General features: G+C 60.4%; 14 protein-coding genes. 7 read left to right on the top strand and 7 right to left on the bottom strand.

The features are described from left to right. From NET03_RS11745 to NET03_RS11735, 3 genes are all read left to right on the top strand, one after another. On the top strand, positions 1 to 514 hold a 514-nt coding region (locus tag NET03_RS11745), incomplete at its 5' end, for a magnesium transporter (RefSeq protein WP_252129114.1). 22 nt (positions 515 to 536) lie between these two features. Continuing rightward, positions 537 to 1,481, top strand: coding sequence for an MBL fold metallo-hydrolase (locus NET03_RS11740; protein ID WP_252129113.1), 945 nt, complete (start codon positions 537 to 539; stop codon positions 1,479 to 1,481). 66 nt (positions 1,482 to 1,547) lie between these two features. Then, entirely contained in the window at positions 1,548 to 2,765 is a 1,218-nt protein-coding gene (locus NET03_RS11735) for an MFS transporter (protein WP_252129112.1), read from the top strand. A gap of 266 nt (positions 2,766 to 3,031) precedes the next feature. On the opposite strand, the gene polX is transcribed toward NET03_RS11735, so the two are convergent. The 7 genes from polX to NET03_RS11700 form a co-directional block, all read right to left on the bottom strand. Then, complete coding sequence (polX, locus tag NET03_RS11730) at positions 3,032 to 4,774, bottom strand: DNA polymerase/3'-5' exonuclease PolX (protein WP_252129111.1); 1,743 nt, start codon at positions 4,772 to 4,774, stop codon at positions 3,032 to 3,034. 5 nt (positions 4,775 to 4,779) lie between these two features. Then, positions 4,780 to 5,544, bottom strand: a complete 765-nt coding sequence (locus NET03_RS11725; protein WP_252129110.1) for an RNA polymerase sigma factor — start codon at positions 5,542 to 5,544, stop codon at positions 4,780 to 4,782. Positions 5,545 to 5,765: 221 nt separating this feature from the next. Then, positions 5,766 to 7,514, bottom strand: a complete 1,749-nt coding sequence (locus NET03_RS11720) for an LGFP repeat-containing protein (RefSeq protein ID WP_252129109.1) — start codon at positions 7,512 to 7,514, stop codon at positions 5,766 to 5,768. A 150-nt stretch (positions 7,515 to 7,664) separates the two neighbouring features. Continuing rightward, a complete protein-coding gene (gene arcC, locus NET03_RS11715; RefSeq protein WP_252129108.1) occupies positions 7,665 to 8,612 on the bottom strand; it encodes a carbamate kinase in 948 nt (315 codons plus the stop codon). Next, on the bottom strand, positions 8,609 to 10,060 hold the full coding sequence (locus NET03_RS11710; RefSeq protein ID WP_252129107.1) for a YlbE family protein: 1,452 nt from the start codon (positions 10,058 to 10,060) through the stop codon (positions 8,609 to 8,611). The genes arcC and NET03_RS11710 overlap by 4 nt, the downstream gene beginning before the upstream one ends. A 21-nt stretch (positions 10,061 to 10,081) precedes the next feature. Beyond that, entirely contained in the window at positions 10,082 to 11,626 is a 1,545-nt protein-coding gene (fdrA, locus tag NET03_RS11705; RefSeq protein WP_252129106.1) for an acyl-CoA synthetase FdrA, read from the bottom strand. A gap of 414 nt (positions 11,627 to 12,040) precedes the next feature. Further along, positions 12,041 to 12,577 carry an oxamate carbamoyltransferase subunit AllH family protein gene (locus NET03_RS11700; RefSeq protein WP_252129105.1) on the bottom strand — a complete coding sequence of 179 codons (537 nt, stop codon included), beginning with the start codon at positions 12,575 to 12,577 and terminating at the stop codon, positions 12,041 to 12,043. Between the two features lie 448 nt (positions 12,578 to 13,025). On the opposite strand from NET03_RS11700, the gene NET03_RS11695 reads away from it, so the two are divergent. The 4 genes from NET03_RS11695 to NET03_RS11680 all read left to right on the top strand — a co-directional run bounded on the left by NET03_RS11695 (position 13,026) and on the right by NET03_RS11680 (position 17,719). Further along, positions 13,026 to 13,910, top strand: coding sequence for an FAD binding domain-containing protein (locus NET03_RS11695; RefSeq protein WP_252129104.1), 885 nt, complete (start codon positions 13,026 to 13,028; stop codon positions 13,908 to 13,910). Then, a complete protein-coding gene (locus NET03_RS11690; RefSeq protein WP_252129103.1) occupies positions 13,907 to 14,401 on the top strand; it encodes a (2Fe-2S)-binding protein in 495 nt (164 codons plus the stop codon). The genes NET03_RS11695 and NET03_RS11690 overlap by 4 nt, the downstream gene beginning before the upstream one ends. 17 nt (positions 14,402 to 14,418) lie before the next feature. Beyond that, the gene (gene cutA / locus NET03_RS11685; protein WP_252129102.1) at positions 14,419 to 16,791 is read left to right on the top strand and encodes an aerobic carbon-monoxide dehydrogenase large subunit; all 2,373 of its coding nucleotides are present in this window, start codon (positions 14,419 to 14,421) and stop codon (positions 16,789 to 16,791) included. Between the two features lie 136 nt (positions 16,792 to 16,927). Beyond that, complete coding sequence (locus tag NET03_RS11680) at positions 16,928 to 17,719, top strand: cyclase family protein (protein ID WP_252129101.1); 792 nt, start codon at positions 16,928 to 16,930, stop codon at positions 17,717 to 17,719. The last annotated feature ends 24 nt before the right edge of the window (positions 17,720 to 17,743 follow it).

Here is a 17,743-nt window from a genome sequence, read left to right as displayed (position 1 = left end):
CGTCGGCTGGCTCTTGCTCCTCTTTCTTGGGGGGACCTATACGGCGTCGGTTTTACGAGCCTTCGAGGAAGAACTCGAGCATGCGATTGCCCTAACATTCTTCGTCCCGCTTTTGATCGGGACGGGGGGCAATGCGGGCTCGCAGGTGGTCACGACTCTGGTACGCGCGATCGCCATCGAAGGGTTACGGCTCGGTGATATTCCAAAGATCTTGCCCAAGGAATGGGGAGCTGGTCTCCTGATCGCTGCCGTGATGGGATTAGCTGGCTTCCTCCGCGCTGAGCTCCTCGGAGCCGGTGTACTCATTTCCCTAACCGTCAGCATCGCGATCATCTGTATCGTGCTGTGGGCGGTCACGGTTGCCACGTTGTTGCCGCTGCTGTTACAGCGTTTGCGCATCGATCCTGCAGTGGTCTCAACACCGTTGATCACCACGCTCGTTGATGGAACAGGGTTGCTCATCTACCTATCCATTGCTCGCATCGTGCTCAGTTACGGTGGAACGAGCGTGTGACCCTTTGAGAAAGGGGGCGTGCGTGGAGGTCCGAGAGTTAGCGCAAGGGTGGTTCCTCGTCGACTTGGAATTTCAGGGAGTTGCTCAGGCCGTTGCTGCGTACGTTTACAAGGGCAAGAACGGTGTGACGATCGTGGATACCGGCCCAAGTACTAGCGTACCGGCACTGATGCGTGGGCTCGCAGAATTGGGTGTCGGTGAGGAGGAAGTTCGCCAACTTGTCCTGACGCACATCCATCTTGACCACGGTGGTGCCGCAGGACTACTGCTCGAACGACTGCCACAGGCGCGTGTCTTCGTTCATCCGGTTGGAGCTCCCCATTTGATCGATCCGAGTCGACTCTGGGCGAGTGCTTCTCGGATCTATGGGGATTTGATGGGGCAGCTCTGGGGAGAGGTGCGGCCGTGCCCGAAGGATCGCGTCGTCGTCATCGAAGACGGGGAGCGGATTGATTTGGGGGATGGACGACTGCTCCTCGCTCTGTCGACCCCGGGTCACGCCTCACACCACCACGCGTACCTCGATCCTGCGACTGGATTGCTCTTCGCCGGCGATGTCGCGGGCATCCGGATTGGTGGACTTCGTTTCGTCTTCCCACCGACGCCACCCCCTGATATCGACCTCGGCCTGTGGCGACACAGTATCGAGCGTCTCCGTGCGTTGCGTCCGACTCGGCTCTGTCTCGGTCACTTCGGCGCGGTGGACGACCCGGACTGGCACTTTGACGATCTGCTTGCTCGCCTTTTCCTGTGGGCGGGTTGGATTGGCGCGCAGTTGGAGCTCGGCGCTGAGCCAGCGCTTGTTGCCGAGCGTCTGCAAGCGCTTACCGACGAGGAGCTCCAACTCGTCAGTGGCGGGGGTGTACCGTTGCCCGCCTATCACTTAGCATCGGGGAGCTACCGGATGACGGTTGACGGGTATGTCCGGTATTTCCGATCACACCGTCCCTTCGCGAGTGGGTTGTGAATTGCTCCGCTGAGTGCTATACCGATGCCCCGGTGCCCAGGTGTCGCGGGGAAAGGGGCGACTGTCATGGAGATAGCTGAACGGCGGACACGCGCATTTCGGTTGATCCTCTTGCTCGGTCTCGTAAGCCTCTTTGGCGACATCACCTACGAGGGAGTCCGTGGCGTCACTGGCCCATACCTTGCCTTACTCGGCGCCAGTGCAACGCTCGTCGGACTCGTCGCGGGACTCGGCGACTTCCTGGGTTATGCGCTCCGTACCGTCGCCGGCTACATTGCGGATCGTCTTCGTTCGTATTGGCTCCTGACGATCGTGGGCTATGCGCTCGTTGGTGTCTTACCGCTGCTCGCGTTGACGCATCGGTGGGAGCTCGCAGCTTTCCTGATCGTCCTGGAGCGGCTCGGCAAGGCGTTACGGACTCCATCGCGGGACGCAATTGTGTCCCATGCCGCGAGCCAGATCGGGCGTGGGATGGGATTTGGGATCCACGAGGCCTTGGATCAAGTGGGCGCACTCGTGGGGCCACTGCTCTTCGCGGTCGCGCTCACGATCGATGGTGTTAGCGGGTATCGACTGGGATTTGCGCTGCTCACACTTCCCGCAATAGCCGTGATTGTCCTCCTTTTCTTCTCTTGGCGCTGGGAACCACATCCAGAGCGCCTCGAGCGCTTTCAGCCGAGGGCGACAGCGACAGACCAACGGCAACGGGGTCGACTTACTGGTGCCTTCTGGCGCTACAGCATTTTTAGTGGGATGGTTATGCTCGGGTTTGCACACTTTGCCGTGTTGTCCTACCACGTGGAACGAACGGGCCTGGTGCCTGCGGCAGTGATCCCACTCCTCTATGCCCTCGCGATGGGGATCGACGGTGCGATTGCGCTCCTTGCGGGATGGATGTACGACCGTCATGGCCTGCTCACACTCATCGCGGTGCCGATCTGCGCCGCACTGGCTGCCTTCGGAGCATTCCAGACGACTCTCCTAGCCATAGTTCTCGGGGTGCTTCTCTGGGGCGTCGCAATGGGACTTGTCGAGACCACGATGCGAGCAGCTGTCGGTGAGCTCTCGGAACCCGAATCGCGTGGTTTGGCCTATGGCGTCTTCAACACAATCTTTGGTCTTTCTTGGCTGGTCGGAGGTATTCTGCTCGGTGCCGTGTACCAGCGCTATGCCTCTCTTGGCGTCATCGCGACGGTCGGCATTTCCCAACTCCTAGCCCTTCTGGCCTTCTTCGTGCTCGATGTGAGGCGCGCTCACCAACTCCACCAGCAAGTAGTGGGCTGACCATACGAGGGAACGGGCGAGCGACCAACTTCGGCCTCTCCAGTGATGGAGACACCAATGGCGATCGCCAAGCGGCCGTGTGGCGACATCATCGTGTTCGTTGCACCGTGGTACGGTAGGTCGGGTAAGACTTCGATCGATGCGCTGGCCCACTTCAGGGATCTTGGCCACTGGTTCCACTGGCGGTGTGCACTGTGGCTGTACGTGTACCGCCGAGGACCGTGGAGTGCGCTTGCTCCGCGGTACACGGTAGGTGCATACCCGTGTCAGTCCTGCTTTCGGGGATGGTTTCTCTGACGTGAAAGCCAGGTTAGGAGGTCCGGAAGTGATCTGGTGTTGAGCACGTGACGCGATTCAGCCCATCCACGGCGAGCCATTGCGATGGACCATCTCATGTTGTCGAGCTGCCGAGTCGAGTGCGCGTCGCTGGTGCAGGCGATCAGGATGCCGCGGTTTATTGCGCGTTGTACCCAGACGTCAGGAAGGTCCAGGCGGTCGGGTTGACCATTGATCTCGATGGCCACGCCATACTCAGCTGCAGCATCGAGCACAGCATCAAGATCGATCTCATAGGGAAGGCGGGAGTTTAGAAGGCGTCCTGTAGGGTGACCGAGAATATCAACATGTGGGTTCGCAAGAGCGCGGATCACCCGTTCGGTCATGCGCTCGATGGGCATATCGAACGCGCTGTGGACCGAGACGATGACAACGTCAAGTTCAGCCAGGACCTCATCAGGATAATCGAGTGTCCCATCAGACTGGATATTGACTTCGGCGCCCTGAAGGATGCGGAAGGGAGCCACACACTCATTCAACTGGCGGATCAGTTCTCGCTGTGCTCGCAGGCGCTCGACGGTGAGGCCGCGTGCAACGGTCAGTGACGGTGAGTGATCAGAGATGACGAGATATTCGTATCCGCGTGCTATGGCAGCCTGCACCATCCGCTCGAGTGAGTCGTGGCCGTCGCTCCAATCAGTATGTGCATGAAGGTCACCGCGAATCTCCTGTTGCTCGACAAGTTTCGGCAAGCGATGCTCCCGAGCTGCTTGGATCTCCCCGCGGTTTTCACGAAGTTCTGGAGGAATCCAGTCCATATCGAGTAGGCGGTAAATTTCCTCTTCGGTACGGCTGGCCAGGCGTGTTCCATTCTCATCGAAGAGTCCATATTCAGAAAGCTTCCAACCGCGTTCCTGTACATAGGTGCGTAGAGCGATGTTGTGTTCCTTGGAGCCAGTGAAGTAGAGGAGTGCCGAACCGTATTCGTCTGGAGCCACGACGCGGAGATCGACCTGCAGATCCTCGCGGGTGAGGATAGAAGGACGCGTCGGCCCGACCGCCAATACTTCCTTGACGATAGGAAGATGGATGAACGCATCGACGACTGCTTCTGGGTCGTCCGTCCCTACGAGGATATCGATATCGCCAATCGTTTCTTTCATCCGGCGCAGGCTTCCGGCGGGGTCGATCGCTTTCACGGCCGGTATTCCACGCAGTGCAGCAACGACGTCTTCGGCGACTGGTAAGGCGATGCCGAGCAGGAGCCGCTTGGTTCGCTGCATCAAGCGTGCTGCCTCACGCGCGATCCGCTCTTCGAGCTTCTCGCCGAAGCCAGGTAAGTCGCGGAGCTTGTGTTCTTGTGCGGCTTGGAGCAATTCCTGGATCGTTGTGATGCCTAGCTTCTCGTACAGAAGGTACGCGCGGGCCGGACCAATTCCCGGCACTTCCAAAAGATCGACGGCCTGAATAGGGACTTCTCGTTTCAATTCCTCGTAATATTGCAGTTTTCCCGTTTGCAGATACTCCTCGATCTTCGCAGCAAGTGCTTTGCCGACACCAGGAATTTCGTCCAGTCTACCTTGTCTGGCTAACTCCTCGATGTCGACGTCCAGAGCACGGATGTTTTGGGCAGCGGTTGTATAGGCGCGGATACGGTACGGATTTTCGTTCTTGAGCATCAGGAGTTCAGCGATGTTGTCCAAGAGAAGAGCGACCTCTTCATTGCGCCGCATCACTGTCACTCCTTCGATTCGGCAGCTTCTGTCGCGATTTCCTCGATCCAGGCGCGGAGAAACCGAACTGTCGCGTGGACAATCGCCCGAACTTCATCCGGAAGAAGCCCAGTGATAGCAGCAATCTCGTCATCGCTCCAGCGATCCAGTGCCGCGAGAAGGTAAATCTCGCGCCATCGTTCTGGTAAACGATCGAGGAAGTGATCCAACACACGGCGTGCTTCAGGATCGTCGATCACGTCGTCCGGAAGGGGAAGATCAGGATCGGCGAGTGCTGATTCCAGCCGCGCGATGGTGGGTTGCGGGACCGGAGGCAGCGCGGTAACCGAGCTCGCAGCCGGGATAGGATGGTGGTGCAAACTGTGCTGGGCCAGTGCAGCGCGGTGCACCGTATCGCGCGCAAGGTGCCGCAACCAGGCAAGGCGGTCGCGCGGCAACTGGGGCAGGAGGCGAAGTTCTTCGAGCGCGCGCTGATACGTCGCAAAGGCGAGTTCCTCCGGATCAAGTTCACCCTGTGTGATCAAGCCAGTCTCAATCTCCCGCCGGAGAGCACGCAGGATAATGCGGAGCACTGGGAGGTAGAGATCGAGCCCTTCCTTGTACAGCCACCGCTCGCGTTCTTCGATCTCTTCGGCTGACAGATGAGGAGGGCGCGGTTTGGGAGCGACAGCCGCATGCAGTCGTTCCGTGAACTGCCGTCGGAACGTTTCGTATGGAGTCGCCTCCAGTCGACGACGCAAAGCGTGAAAGTACGGGTCCTGGAAGACCATCGTTGTGCTCCCTCCCCTGGGGCCAGTCGACGCTTTCCAGCATACTGATTCCTGAGCGTGGTGTCATGAGGCCTTGCCCATGCATTGTCGGTCGTGTGCTGCGGCCAAAAGGGAACGGCCTCGTTTGATCGTACGTACAATGAGTTAGTAGCTCACGAGGAGCGGCGAAGTAGGCGATTGAACAAGTGGAAACCCACCCGGCGGTATTCCCGTAAAAGGTATCAAGGCATCCAGCCGCGCCTGGCGAGCAGTTCCGCTCCGATGCGCCCGAATGCGAAGGCTGCTGCAGAATCACTGGATGCTCGGTACTCGAAGCGAGCACGCTCGAAGTACTGCACAATCGTCCCATCCGGGGTCATGAAGGGTTCGCTAATGGGAAGTCCAAATCGGCGGAGCGCTGACATCTCGCTGGGCTCCGTGACGCTCGTGCGAAACCCGTGGCGGAGCCAAAGATCGAGAAAGGCGTCACAGATCCGGTGTGCAGTCTCCTCAAAGTACCGGCAGTTACCACCTGTCATGCCGCCCAGCGTTCCTGAAACCGGGCGGAACGCTCGCGAGGAGAGAAAATCGGTCACTTCAGCGAGTTCGACACCAATACGATCGAAAACGACTCCGTCAATCGCTGCAGGGGAACCCGGTTGCCAGGAGAAGCGAGCACGCTCGAAATATTGGACAGTACGGAAGTTTCCTGATGTTGGATCGAATTCCTCGAACTCTTCAGAGAGAGGATAGCCAAACGACTCGATCCCACCGAAACGTTCCCAGAATGCACGGAAGCCGTTGGCGAGGTAATGACCTGTCTCAGGGAAATAGCGCCAGCGTGGATCTTCAGCTTCCGGTGCGGCACGCCGCGCAGAAGGTAAGAGATCCGAAATCGGTGCCCCCCACAGTATTACACGATCTTCTGCGGTGCGTTGTAGCCAGAGGAGCCAGCCACCGCCAGAGGCGAGCGTGAGAATTCCGCTGGCATTTGGAAGCGCGACGAAACGGCTGGCTGTGACGAGATCGAAGCCGATTACTGCCTCGATTCCCATCTCCGACGGTGAAGGCCCAACCCAGAATGTATAGCGGTCATCCGACGTCACGAGCTCGCGACTTGACGGGGATGTGCCGATCGTCAAGTTTCCAGTGGATTGATCAAGAGCGGCCACTCGCAATGAGTCGTCGATGATGAGCAATCTCCCCTCGGTGATGTGGAGTACTGGTGGTTCGCCTGTTCCCTCTAGCAGGGTTCTGGGGGAATCAGATCCCGCGACATGCTGCATTCGAATGACCCAGCGACCATCCTCAGTCGTTTCCCGCCAGACGAGTCGTCCGGCGGAAAGCTGGAGATCACTCAGGTGATGGCCGGGTGGTGCGACGTAGGTGACGCTGACATCCATCATGGAAGTCGCCACATTGGCGACGAAAAGTCGATCATTGCCGTTTCGTGAATTCCAAGCGACCCAGTGTCCCCAGGCGCGCGGGAGTTGCTCGTCGGCAGAATTGGCCAGAAGAACCTGTTTCCCTGTCGAAATTCGATATGCCACCACGCGGCCGAGACAATTCGGACACGGGCGTTCTTGCCAGACGACGAGATCGGGGACCAGAGCAACCTGATGCAGCTCTCCATCCGTCGTAGCAAGCGTGATCTCTTGTCCATCCAGGAGAGAGCGAAGTCGCAGCGTCGAGCGATTTCGCTCGTCGATGATAAGAGCGACGAATCGCCCATCAGTGGCCAGATCTGTGACCGGTTGGTAGGTGCCCAGGAGCACGGGGTTGGTCATAGCGTCGGAACCAGCGTACCAGGAGACGTTCAGCGTCGCGACAGCAAAGGCAAACACCGCGAGGGCAAGCACAGCGCGAAAGCCCTGCACATCGAACCAGCAAGAGACCGTTCGTTGAGTGCCGGGACGCTTCGCTGAATCAGTCGTTTTGAGGCGTTCTGGCGGCTGAAGCGACCGCAGGATGGGTGTGCGTGTGAGTCCCAAGCGATCACCCCCTGCCCAGAGTGTTCGGTCTCTCAGGATGGTGTACAAGAGCACAGAAGAACTAGCCGAAGAGTACCCTAGTTCCCTGGCCAATCGGTACCCAGAGCAGTCCGAAAGATCGAAGGGCAAGGCAAGCGGTGTTCCATGTGATCATGGGTCCGGGAGAACGTGCGTGCCGCAGCGGCCTTCCAGGGCGTCCCGAGCATGATCAAGCGCGGCAATGATTGCCCGACGACCCACACCACGGCTGACAAAACGGATTGCCGCTTCGACTTTCGGTCCCATGGAGCCGGAAGCGAAGTGCCCCTCGGCTTGATAGCGCCGAAGTTCACTGGCGGTGACCTGTTCAAGCGGGCTCGCGCTTGGCGTGCCGTAGTTCAGCATGACGTGGGGGACGTCAGTAAGAATCAGGAGCGCGTCTGCTCCGAGTTCATGAGCGAGTAGTGCAGCAGCGAGATCTTTGTCAATAACGGCCTCGACGCCGTCGTAACGCCCGTCGGGTCGTCGAACGACGGGAATACCCCCGCCGCCGGAAGCGACAACAATGGCGCCGGCCGCAATGAAGAGTTCGATCGCTGGTCGATCGACGATGGCAATCGGGTCAGGAGAAGGAACTACGCGCCGCCAGCCCCGCGTTCCCTGGGGCTTCCACACCTGCCCGGTTTGAGCCATGATCTCTCGCGCTCGTTCCTCAGGGTAGTAGAGGCCGATCGGCTTCGTTGGATCCTGCCAAGCGGGGTCGTCCGGACTCACTTCGGTCCGGGTCACGAGCGTGGCCACGACTCGTTCGACTCCACGCTGTCGAAGCTCGGCCCCGAGCGCTTGTTGGATCATGAAGCCGATTGTCGCCTGAGTCTGCGCGACACACCAGTGCAACGGAACCGGCGGGACCACATCTCGAGCGAGTTCGTTTTTGACGAGCAGATTGCCAACTTGCGGTCCGTTGCCGTGCGTGATGATCAGTTCGTATCCCGCGAGAACCAACTCGGCAAGCTGGCGGCACGTGAGATCAACGTTCGCTTGTTGCTCTTCGGCCGTGCCGCGCTGACCCGCCTGAATGATGGCGTTCCCGCCGAGGGCGACAACAACACGTCTCATATGGTCCTCCTCGTTTGAGATGTCGGCAGGGCACCGCGCTGGACGAGGTACTGCTGTTCGAATGTGCGGTAGGCCTCCGTGAAGCAACGAACCGGTGGCCGTACAATCCCGGCACCGACTTGGCCGATGCCCGGCTCGCGATGGGCGATACCCGTATCGATCACCGGAAGAATGCCGCTGCGGATGACCGCGCGGAGGTCGATTCCCACAGGGGTGCCCCGGAAGTCGAGCGAAGGGATTCGGAAAACCTCATGCTCGGCGACAGTGATCTCGTACATCTCGAGCGTCGCTCGCACTGCGTCAGCTGGTGTTCCACCAATAAATTGGACAATTGCTGGAGCACCGGCCAGCGCGAACCCCCCAAAGCCAGCGGTCTCGGTAATTGCACTGTCACCGATGTCGGGATTCGCGTCGTCTGGGCCGAATCCGGGGAAGTAGAGTCCGCGCGGGACATTCGCCGGACCGATAAACCAGCGATCACCCAAGCCGGAGATGCGGATGCCGAACTCCGTGCCGTTCCGCGAGAGGGTGGTGACGAGCGAGCTGCCCGGAATACCGTGCGCCGCATCCGCCATCACCTTGGCGGCGACCATTGCAAGATTCACAAAAAAGTGATCGTTGGAGTGAATGAAGCGAAGCACAGCAGCGATATTACTGGCTGGAGCATCGCACTCGACGAGATAGGGAGCAATCTCACGATAGAACAGCGAGGTGGCGGCCTTGTTGCGGTTGTGGCACTCGTCTCCCATCTGGAGGGCTTGGGCGATAATGTTGCGGAGATCGATACCGCCGCTCCGCTGCAAAGCCTGGCCGATCAGAGGCGCCAGGACGCGGCTCATCCACCGCAGTCGGTCAATTACCTCGGGGGCGTAGGCGCCCATCCGCATCACTTTGCCAATGCCCTCATTAAAGTTGGTGTAGGCGCGATTCTCGCCAGCGGCGTTGACCGCGATGTACACCGGCATTGATGGCGAAATCACACCGGCCATCGGGCCGACCGCATTGTGTTCATGGTTCGGTGCGAGTTCCACGAAGCCCGACTCAAGCTTGCGGACTGCCTCTTCAGGGGTGTTGGCGAACTCTTCGAAGAGCATGGCGCCGATGAGCGCGCCGCGCAGCGGCCCTGAGGCATGCTGCCAGTCGATGGGCGGGCCGGCGTGCAGGAACGTGCGATCACTCATTCCGGGAATGACATCCCGCGCCCGGGCAACCCCGATGATGACCGGCTGGGCGCGCATCATGCGAGTTACTGCCTCCTGGTTTGCAGCCGCGATGGTCGGATCGTTAAACAACGCAAGTGCCTGCTTGTTTGGTTCGACGAGCGGGGGCTTCCATTCGACCGAATGGACATGACCCCCCTGCTCGCGCATGGCGCGGGCGAAAAGCTCCAAGCCGACATTGACGACCTCCGGGGTGTTTTCCAGTAACTCACGAATCTTGTCACTCATCTTGCCATTCCTTCCCTGCGTTTACGCGACGAGTTGCGCGGCGAGTTCCGCGGCCCAGGCATTGCTGGGGACGACAATTGCGCCCGCAGCTTCGAGAGCACGGCGTTGACGCTCATAGTCCTGGGGATCGCTGCGTGTGCCCACGAGCGCGACGATAACGGGGAGTGATCGTCCCTCGCGTTCTGCACTGCGCCGTGCTTCCTGGATCGCCGGAGCGAGGTCCGCTGCTGGATCTGCGGCAGCTCCGTAGCCCAGGACGACGTCAAGCACGATCCCTGCCACAGTGGGATCGGTTGCCTCGCGCAACAACCGTTCTATCCGAATGGTCTGATCAATCATGGGATGTGGGCGCCCAACCGTGAACTCGTCCGATCCAAGATCGACGAAGGTGTGCTCCTGGCTTCGGTGCGGATCAGTAAGCCGGAGATCCGCACGGAGTGGCACGTTGGAGCGGATATCACCAATGCGGGGTGCCAGGATCTGCATCGCCTCGTCGCAGAGCGTCCCGCCGCTGTAAAGACCACGGAGAAACCGCTGCCCTGGCCTAAGTGCCGCACGCTGGGCTGCCAGACGAGCTGCGAGTTCGTCGTGCCCCGGGAGCTCCAAGTCCTCGAGCGGACGCCCAGTCGCTAGGTGGACTGCGAGCCGCGCGGCTTCGGTGAGATTCCCAGCTATTCGGACGTTCTCGATCGGTTCGGGTGGTCGCCCGACGAAGCAGACGACCACTGGTTTCCCGCACTGTGCGGCATGTTGGAGAACGCGTTGGGCGACCTGTGGAGCGGGGGGTTTAGAAACGAGGATCAGCACCTCGGTTGCCGAATCAGCTGCCAGTGCGTCGATACCAGCGAGCATCGTCACTCCACCAACGTGTTCGTCAAGGTCTCGCCCGCCGGTGCCGATCCCGTGACTGATGCCGCTACCAAACCAGTCGACGAGGCTGGCGACTTGCTGCAGTCCAGTACCAGCCGCAGCGACGATCCCAATGGGTCCACGGCGTACGGCGTTCATAAAGCCAAGGCCGAGACCACTGATAAAGGCCGTGCCACAGTCAGGGCCCATCAGCAGAAGGCCAAGGTCCTGTGCCAAACGCTTGAGTCGCACCTCTTCGCTGAGCGGGACGTTATCACTGAAAAGGAACACGTGCCGGCCGGAGCGGAGCGCTTCCTCTGCCTCAATCGGGGCATAGGGCCCCGGGACAGAAATGGCGACGATGCGAGCCTGCGGAGCGGCGCGGAGCGCACTCCGTAGCGTTCTCGGAACGGCGCTTGTGTCCACGGGTTGACGAACCGGAGTGGTCGCGCGGAGTCGTTGCAGTACCTGTTCGATGGCTGCAGTCGCCGTCACCTCGTCGCTGGCTCGAACCGCAATCACAAGGTCGTTGGGGGATACCTCTTCGAGACATGCATCCCACATGCCTGAGTCGCGAAGGAGTTCGAGGTTTGGACTTGTCCCCATGAGAAGGGCGGCAAGCTCTACACCTGGCTCCCGATTAACCGCCGCCGCCACAGCCATGAGCGCGACGGAGTCGAAATACGCGTTGGGTTCAACGTGAACGCGTACGACCATCTTGGCCCCCCTTATGCCGATCCGAGAAAAAAGCGACCCGGCCAACCCGGGGCTAGGTCCACAGGGCTGGCCGTGAATCAGACGACCTCTGGCTTGTGTTGCTGAAAGGACTAGAGGTCCGCTCCCCTCAATTGATGCGCTTTCCTCGGCCGCGTTGACAGCCTCAACCGATTCAGACTATACTCCTGCCGTCGTCCGAGGGCAAGAGGAGCTCGAGAGGAGCTCCTCTCGGCTTTTTCGGCAAGTGACGTTGTGCGTGGTGGTTAACGCCATCGGCGAGGAGTCGGTGGCATGGAGTTTTGCTTTTTCCGCAATCTGCTGCTTCTCCATTGTGGGGGCGACGTGGTACGCGGTTTCCCGGGAGGCCGTTCGGGGGCGCTGATTTACCGCGGTCTGAACGTGTTCGCCAGCCGCTCAGCCAGCCCCGCGGTGCCAAAGCGGCCGTCCGCCTTTGTGATCAAGGAGCAGACAGAGTGCCCGGCTCACCCCGTACGCGGTTGCCCAACCAGACGACGAACCGATTGTCAGAATACGCTTAAGCAGCCGGCCGATGAGGCGGGCGTTGGCTGCGCACAACGCGTGTGCCAAGGCTGCGAGTTCGCGGGCAAATTCGCCATTCCCCGCCTGACGGAGCCAGGCCGCGCTCCGGGCGGTTGTCGCTGGAGCGGCAATGCGTGCCAGCAGCCCGCGAAGTGCCAGCCAGTCATGGTCCGGAGCTGGCTCTTGTGCCAATATGGTCAAGGCCAGGGAACAGCCGAGAAGAAGATCATCACCGAGAGGTGTGAGGCCCGGCCCGAGTCCCGCGAGGTGGCGTGTGTGAGTGATGACTTCGCTCTGGTGACCGTTGGCCAGGGCACGGGTGAGTTCATCGAAAATCGACAGAGCAGAGTGGAGGACGAGTCCAACACTCGGGTCTTCCTGTGGGAGTGTGACGAGCAGATCCTCAACCATTTGGCAAGCGGCTGCGTGGAGCTCCTGCCTGCAAGAACGAGTGAGGCGGGGTTTCGGGTTCCAGTGGCGACATCGCGGGGAGATCGACAGCCGTCTTTCGTCCGGGAACGCCAATGCACCATTCCCGATGCGGATTTCATCGACGTGGCTGAAAAGAACTCGAAGGTCTATGGGGGTCGCAATTCGAATACCGTCAGGGGGCAGCGAGGCGCCGGGGACAACCAAGGATATCCAGTGAGCAGTGTCGGTGAGATACGCTGCCCGCGGATAGGTGGCCGCGACTCTGAATGTCTGCGGTGTACCTTTCATCAGGGGCGAGATAGGACTCGCAACCAGATCGACTTGCAGCAGCACTGCAGGGTTCTCCCTATCACTGGAGAGTGTACAGCGCTGGTTTGGAGCGGCACCGATTGGGTTACGATGAGGGCGTGAGTGGAGGGTATGCGCGATGAAGCCACCGCGCTTTCGGTACTACGCGCCACACAGTTTGGAGGAGGCCTTGGCGGTTCTGGCTGAAATGGCTGACGAAGCCAAACCGCTCGCCGGTGGCCAGAGCTTGATCCCGATGTTGAACATGCGCCTGGCACGGCCGAGCCTTCTCATTGATCTGAACGGACTGCACGAGCTGTCCGGGATTGAGCTCGACAACGGTGCGCTCGTGGTGCGGGCGATGACACGGCATCGTGCTGTGGAACGGTCGCCGCTCGTTGCCGAACACACACCGCTCTTAGCCGAGGCGATTCGCTGGGTGGGGCATCTTCCGATCCGGACGCGAGGAACGGTCGGTGGCAGCGTCGCGCATGCGGATCCAGCTGCCGAGCTCCCCGGAGTGTTGATGGCACTCGATGGAACGGTTCAGCTCACGAGCCGGCGCGGGCAACGCCTCGTGCCAGCGGAGGACTTCTTTATCGATCTGTTAACGACGGCTGCCGAGCCCGATGAGCTCGTGACGGAAGTGCGATTTCCATCGCTTCCGTCGCGCACTGGTACCGCGTGGCTGGAAGTTGCGCGCCGGCATGGCGACTATGCGCTGGTTGGAGTGGGAGCAGTCGTCAGCCTTGCGGAGGATTTCACGACGGTCACCGAGGCACGTTTGAGCTTTATCGGTGTTGGTGGACGGCCGGTACGAGCTCGTCTTGCTGAGGCTGCACTGCGTGGTCAGCCGGTGGCTGCAGAGACTTGGCGAGCGGCAGCGGCAACGGTGCGTGGTGAGATCGATCCAGCTGGCGATATCCACGCTTCGGCAGAGTACCGGCGATACGTGGCTGGTGTGTTAGCAGAGCGGGCCCTGGCCCTGGCGGCGGAGCGCGCGCGGGAGGGAGCGCGACAATGACAGCCGTGGGAACAGAACGTCGGGTGATCCGAGTGGTGGTGAATGGTGTCCCGTATGAACGTGAGGTTGAAGCGCGTTTGCTGTTGTCGGACTTCTTGCGCCACGAACTTGGTTTGACCGGGACCCATGTCGGTTGTGAACATGGGGTCTGTGGTGCCTGCACCGTCCTGTTTGATGGAGAGCCGGTACGCAGTTGCCTCTTCCTGGCCGTGCAAGCGGACGGGCATGCGATTGAGACAGTGGAGGGGCTCGCGCCAAGCGAGTCGGAGCTCCATCCGCTGCAGCTCGCATTCTGGGAAAAACATGGTCTGCAGTGTGGATACTGCACGCCGGGGATGCTTATGGTCCTCAAAGCTTTCCTTGCCGAACATCCCAATCCGACCGAAGAGGAGATTCGTGAGGCGATCTCTGGGAATCTGTGCCGTTGCACCGGCTACCAGAATATCGTTGAAGCGGCACTCTCTGCGGCACAGCTCATGCGACAATCGTAAGGGTAGGAGGCTTTCCCATGCCGACCCGAATCTTTGGAGAACCGATCAAGCGTGCGGAAGACCCGCGGCTGCTCACTGGTCGTGGACGATACACGGACGATATCGACCTTCCTGGACAGCTCCACGTGGCGTTCCTGCGTAGCCCGCTTGCGCATGCGCGGATCCGGTCAATTGATGTCAGTGCCGCGCGCGAGATGCCAGGTGTGGTCACGGTCTGGACGTATGCGGACATCGGGCCGTGCCAGCGGCGCATGCCGTTGCTGATCCCACATCCGGATCTCACCCATCCATACACACGCTATGCATTGGCCAAGGACGAGGTGAATCACGTCGGCGAGCCGGTGGCGATGGTGATCGCGGAGAGTCGCTACCTTGCCGAGGACGCGGTGGAGGCGATCGTGGTGGAATGGGAGGAGCTTCCGCCGGTCGTGGACATCGAGCGTGCCGTCCAGCCTGGTGCACCGCTTGTCCACGAGGAACTCGGAACCAACGTTGCGGCGCACTACGTCGGCATTGTCGGCGATCCAGAGGGTGCCTTTTCCCGTGCGGCGCATGTTTTCCGAGAGCGACTCATCATCGAGCGCAGTGCTGGGATGCCGATCGAGACCCGGGCCATCGTTGCCGTGTGGAATGACGTGGAGGGTGTGCTCGAAGTCTGGGACACGACCCAGGCGCCGATCGTGATCCGCAATGCACTGGCAGCACTCTTTGGACTCGCACCGACGCAGGTGCGGGTGATTGCGCCGGACGTCGGGGGCGGCTTTGGCTGCAAGATCATGGTGTATCCAGAAGAAGTGCTGGTCCCCTACGCTGCACTCACCTTGCGGCGCCCGATCAAGTGGACTGAGGACCGCTTGGAACACTTCGTGGGTACCAATCACGAGCGTCTACAAATCCACGACGCGGAGATCGCGGTGGACGCCGAGGGGCGCATCCTCGGGATTCGCGACCGCTTCCTGCACGACGCAGGGGCCTACACGCCATATGGGATCATCGTCCCCATCATCACGGCGTGCCAACTCCCTGGTCCGTACAAGGTACCCAACTATCACGTCGAGTTCCGCGCTGTGTATTCCAACACCGTGCCAGTGAGTCCTTATCGCGGTGCTGGGCGCCCCCATGCTGCCTTTGTGATGGAACGCCTTTTGGATCGCGTGGCTGACGAACTGGGGCTGGATCGCGCAGAGGTACGGCGACGCAACTTCATCCAACCGCACGAGTTTCCGTACGATGTCGGCCTGATCTTCCAAGACGGGGCGCCGACTCGCTACGACAGTGGTAATTACCCGGGCATGCTTGATCTCTTACTGCAGCAAATGGATTATGACCGGCTGGTGCGTGAGGAGCTGCCGCGCCTGCGGGCGGAAGGCCGCTTCGTGGGCGTTGGAATTGCGTGCTATGTTGAGGGCACCGGGATCGGCCCTTACGAAGGCGCCACGGTCCGCGTTGAACCGACGGGTCAGGTATATGTGGCGACCGGTATGCCGCAGCAGGGGCAGGCGCATAAGACAGTCCTTGCGCAAATCGTCGCCGAGGAGCTCCAGGTGCCGGTCGGATCGGTACAGGTGTTCGAAGGGGACACTGCGCACTTCCAGTTCGGTTCAGGCACCTACGCGAGCCGCAGCGCTGTGGTCTGCGGGAGTGCGGTAGCCCTTGCAGCGCGCAAGGTCCGCGAACAGGGGTTGCAACTTGCTGCCGAGGAGCTGGAGGTTGCGGTAGAGGACCTTGTGGTCGAAGATGGACGAGTCTACGTTCGGGGTGCGCCGGAGCGGGGCTTTACCTGGGCACAGCTTGCACAGCTTGCGAATCCGTTGCGGTATGCCTATGCCGGAGATTTGGTTGTGCGACCACGCCCTTGGACGGGACCGACACTTCCGCCAGGAAAGCAACCGTCTCTCGAAGCGACGGAGTACTACTCGCCACCACACGCGACCTGGGCGAGTGGAGCGGTGGGTATGCTCGTCGAGGTCGACATCGAGACGGGTCAGCTCCACATCAGAAAGCTCTGGGTCGTGCACGACTGCGGGAAGATGATCAACCCGATGGTCGTCGAGGGGCAGGTGCACGGTGGGATCGCCCAGGGGATCGGAGGTGCTTTCTACGAGAAGCTTCACTACGACGATAACGGACAACTGCTCAATGCGAGCTTCATGGACTTTCTCATGCCAACGGCAATGGAGATCCCGCGGATGGAAATTGCGCATCAAGAAACGCCGTCGCCCCTCAATCCACTTGGGGTGAAAGGGGTTGGTGAGGCAGGGGCCATCCCGATGCCCGCGGTCGTGGCCGCGGCGGTCGAAGACGCGCTGCGACCGTTCGGCGTGCGGATCACCCGGATGCCGCTCGATCCTGACCAGCTCTGGCGGATGACGCATCCCGAGTCATCGTGACGGCAGGGGCAAGAGATCCCGTGCGCTGATCGGGACCCTCCCAGTCGTCATGTCGGCGGGTTTGCTTCAGCCTGGATGAGCTATCGCTTGTGGAGGATTCAGAACCGGTTTTGATGAAGGGGAAGGGAGGAGTGCGATGGGTACCGTGAAACTCTACGACCTCTCGCAGCCGCTCAATCAGGAGGTCTCATTCTGGCCGTTCTATCCGCCGTTCGAGGTGAAGTACATCAAGCGCAAGGCGGAGCATGGGGTCAACGCCCAGTACATCATGACCTCAAACCACATGGGGACGCACCTTGACGCGCCGCGGCATTTCATCACGGGCGGTAAGACGATCGATCAGATCCCTCTCGAGTGGCTCTACGGTCCGGGGGTCATCGTCGATCTCTCGGATGTGCTCGACGAACTCGATATCTTCACGCCGGAGATGATTGAGGAGCGGGTAGAAGTCCACGAGGGCGATATTCTGTTCATCCACACTGGCTGGCACCGGTATGCCCAGTTCGGTGAGCAGCCGGACGAAGAAAAGTACTTGCTCCGCCATCCTGGCCCGCACCCCTCGATCGTCGACTGGCTGATTGCGAAGAAGATCAAAATTTGGGGTGTGGATATGGTCTCAACCGATCACCCAATGAATCTGCCGATTGGTCGGTTCCTCGGGCGTGGTGGTCTTGAGCAGTGGAAGCGCGTGCGTGCGATCTGCGAGCAGAAGTTTGGCGAGAAGCTCAACGAGCTCTTTCCCGAGGAACACTACCAGTTGACACACAATGCGCTCTTCCCGCATGACTGCATTCATGTCGAGAATCTTGGTGGAGAGATAGGGCGGAAGGAGCTCCATAACCGCCGACTGACGCTTGGCGTTTTCCCCTGGTTGTTTAAGGGTGGTGAGGCAGCGTTCTGTCGTGCCGTTGCCTTTGTTGAAGAGTGAGAGCAGCGGGGCTCCCGCCTAAAG

This window comes from Thermomicrobium sp. CFH 73360, assembly GCF_023806465.1.
Taxonomy (GTDB): domain Bacteria; phylum Chloroflexota; class Chloroflexia; order Thermomicrobiales; family Thermomicrobiaceae; genus Thermomicrobium.
The sequence above is the reverse complement of the archived record's forward strand: the minus strand, read 5'-3'. Positions and strand labels throughout refer to the sequence as shown.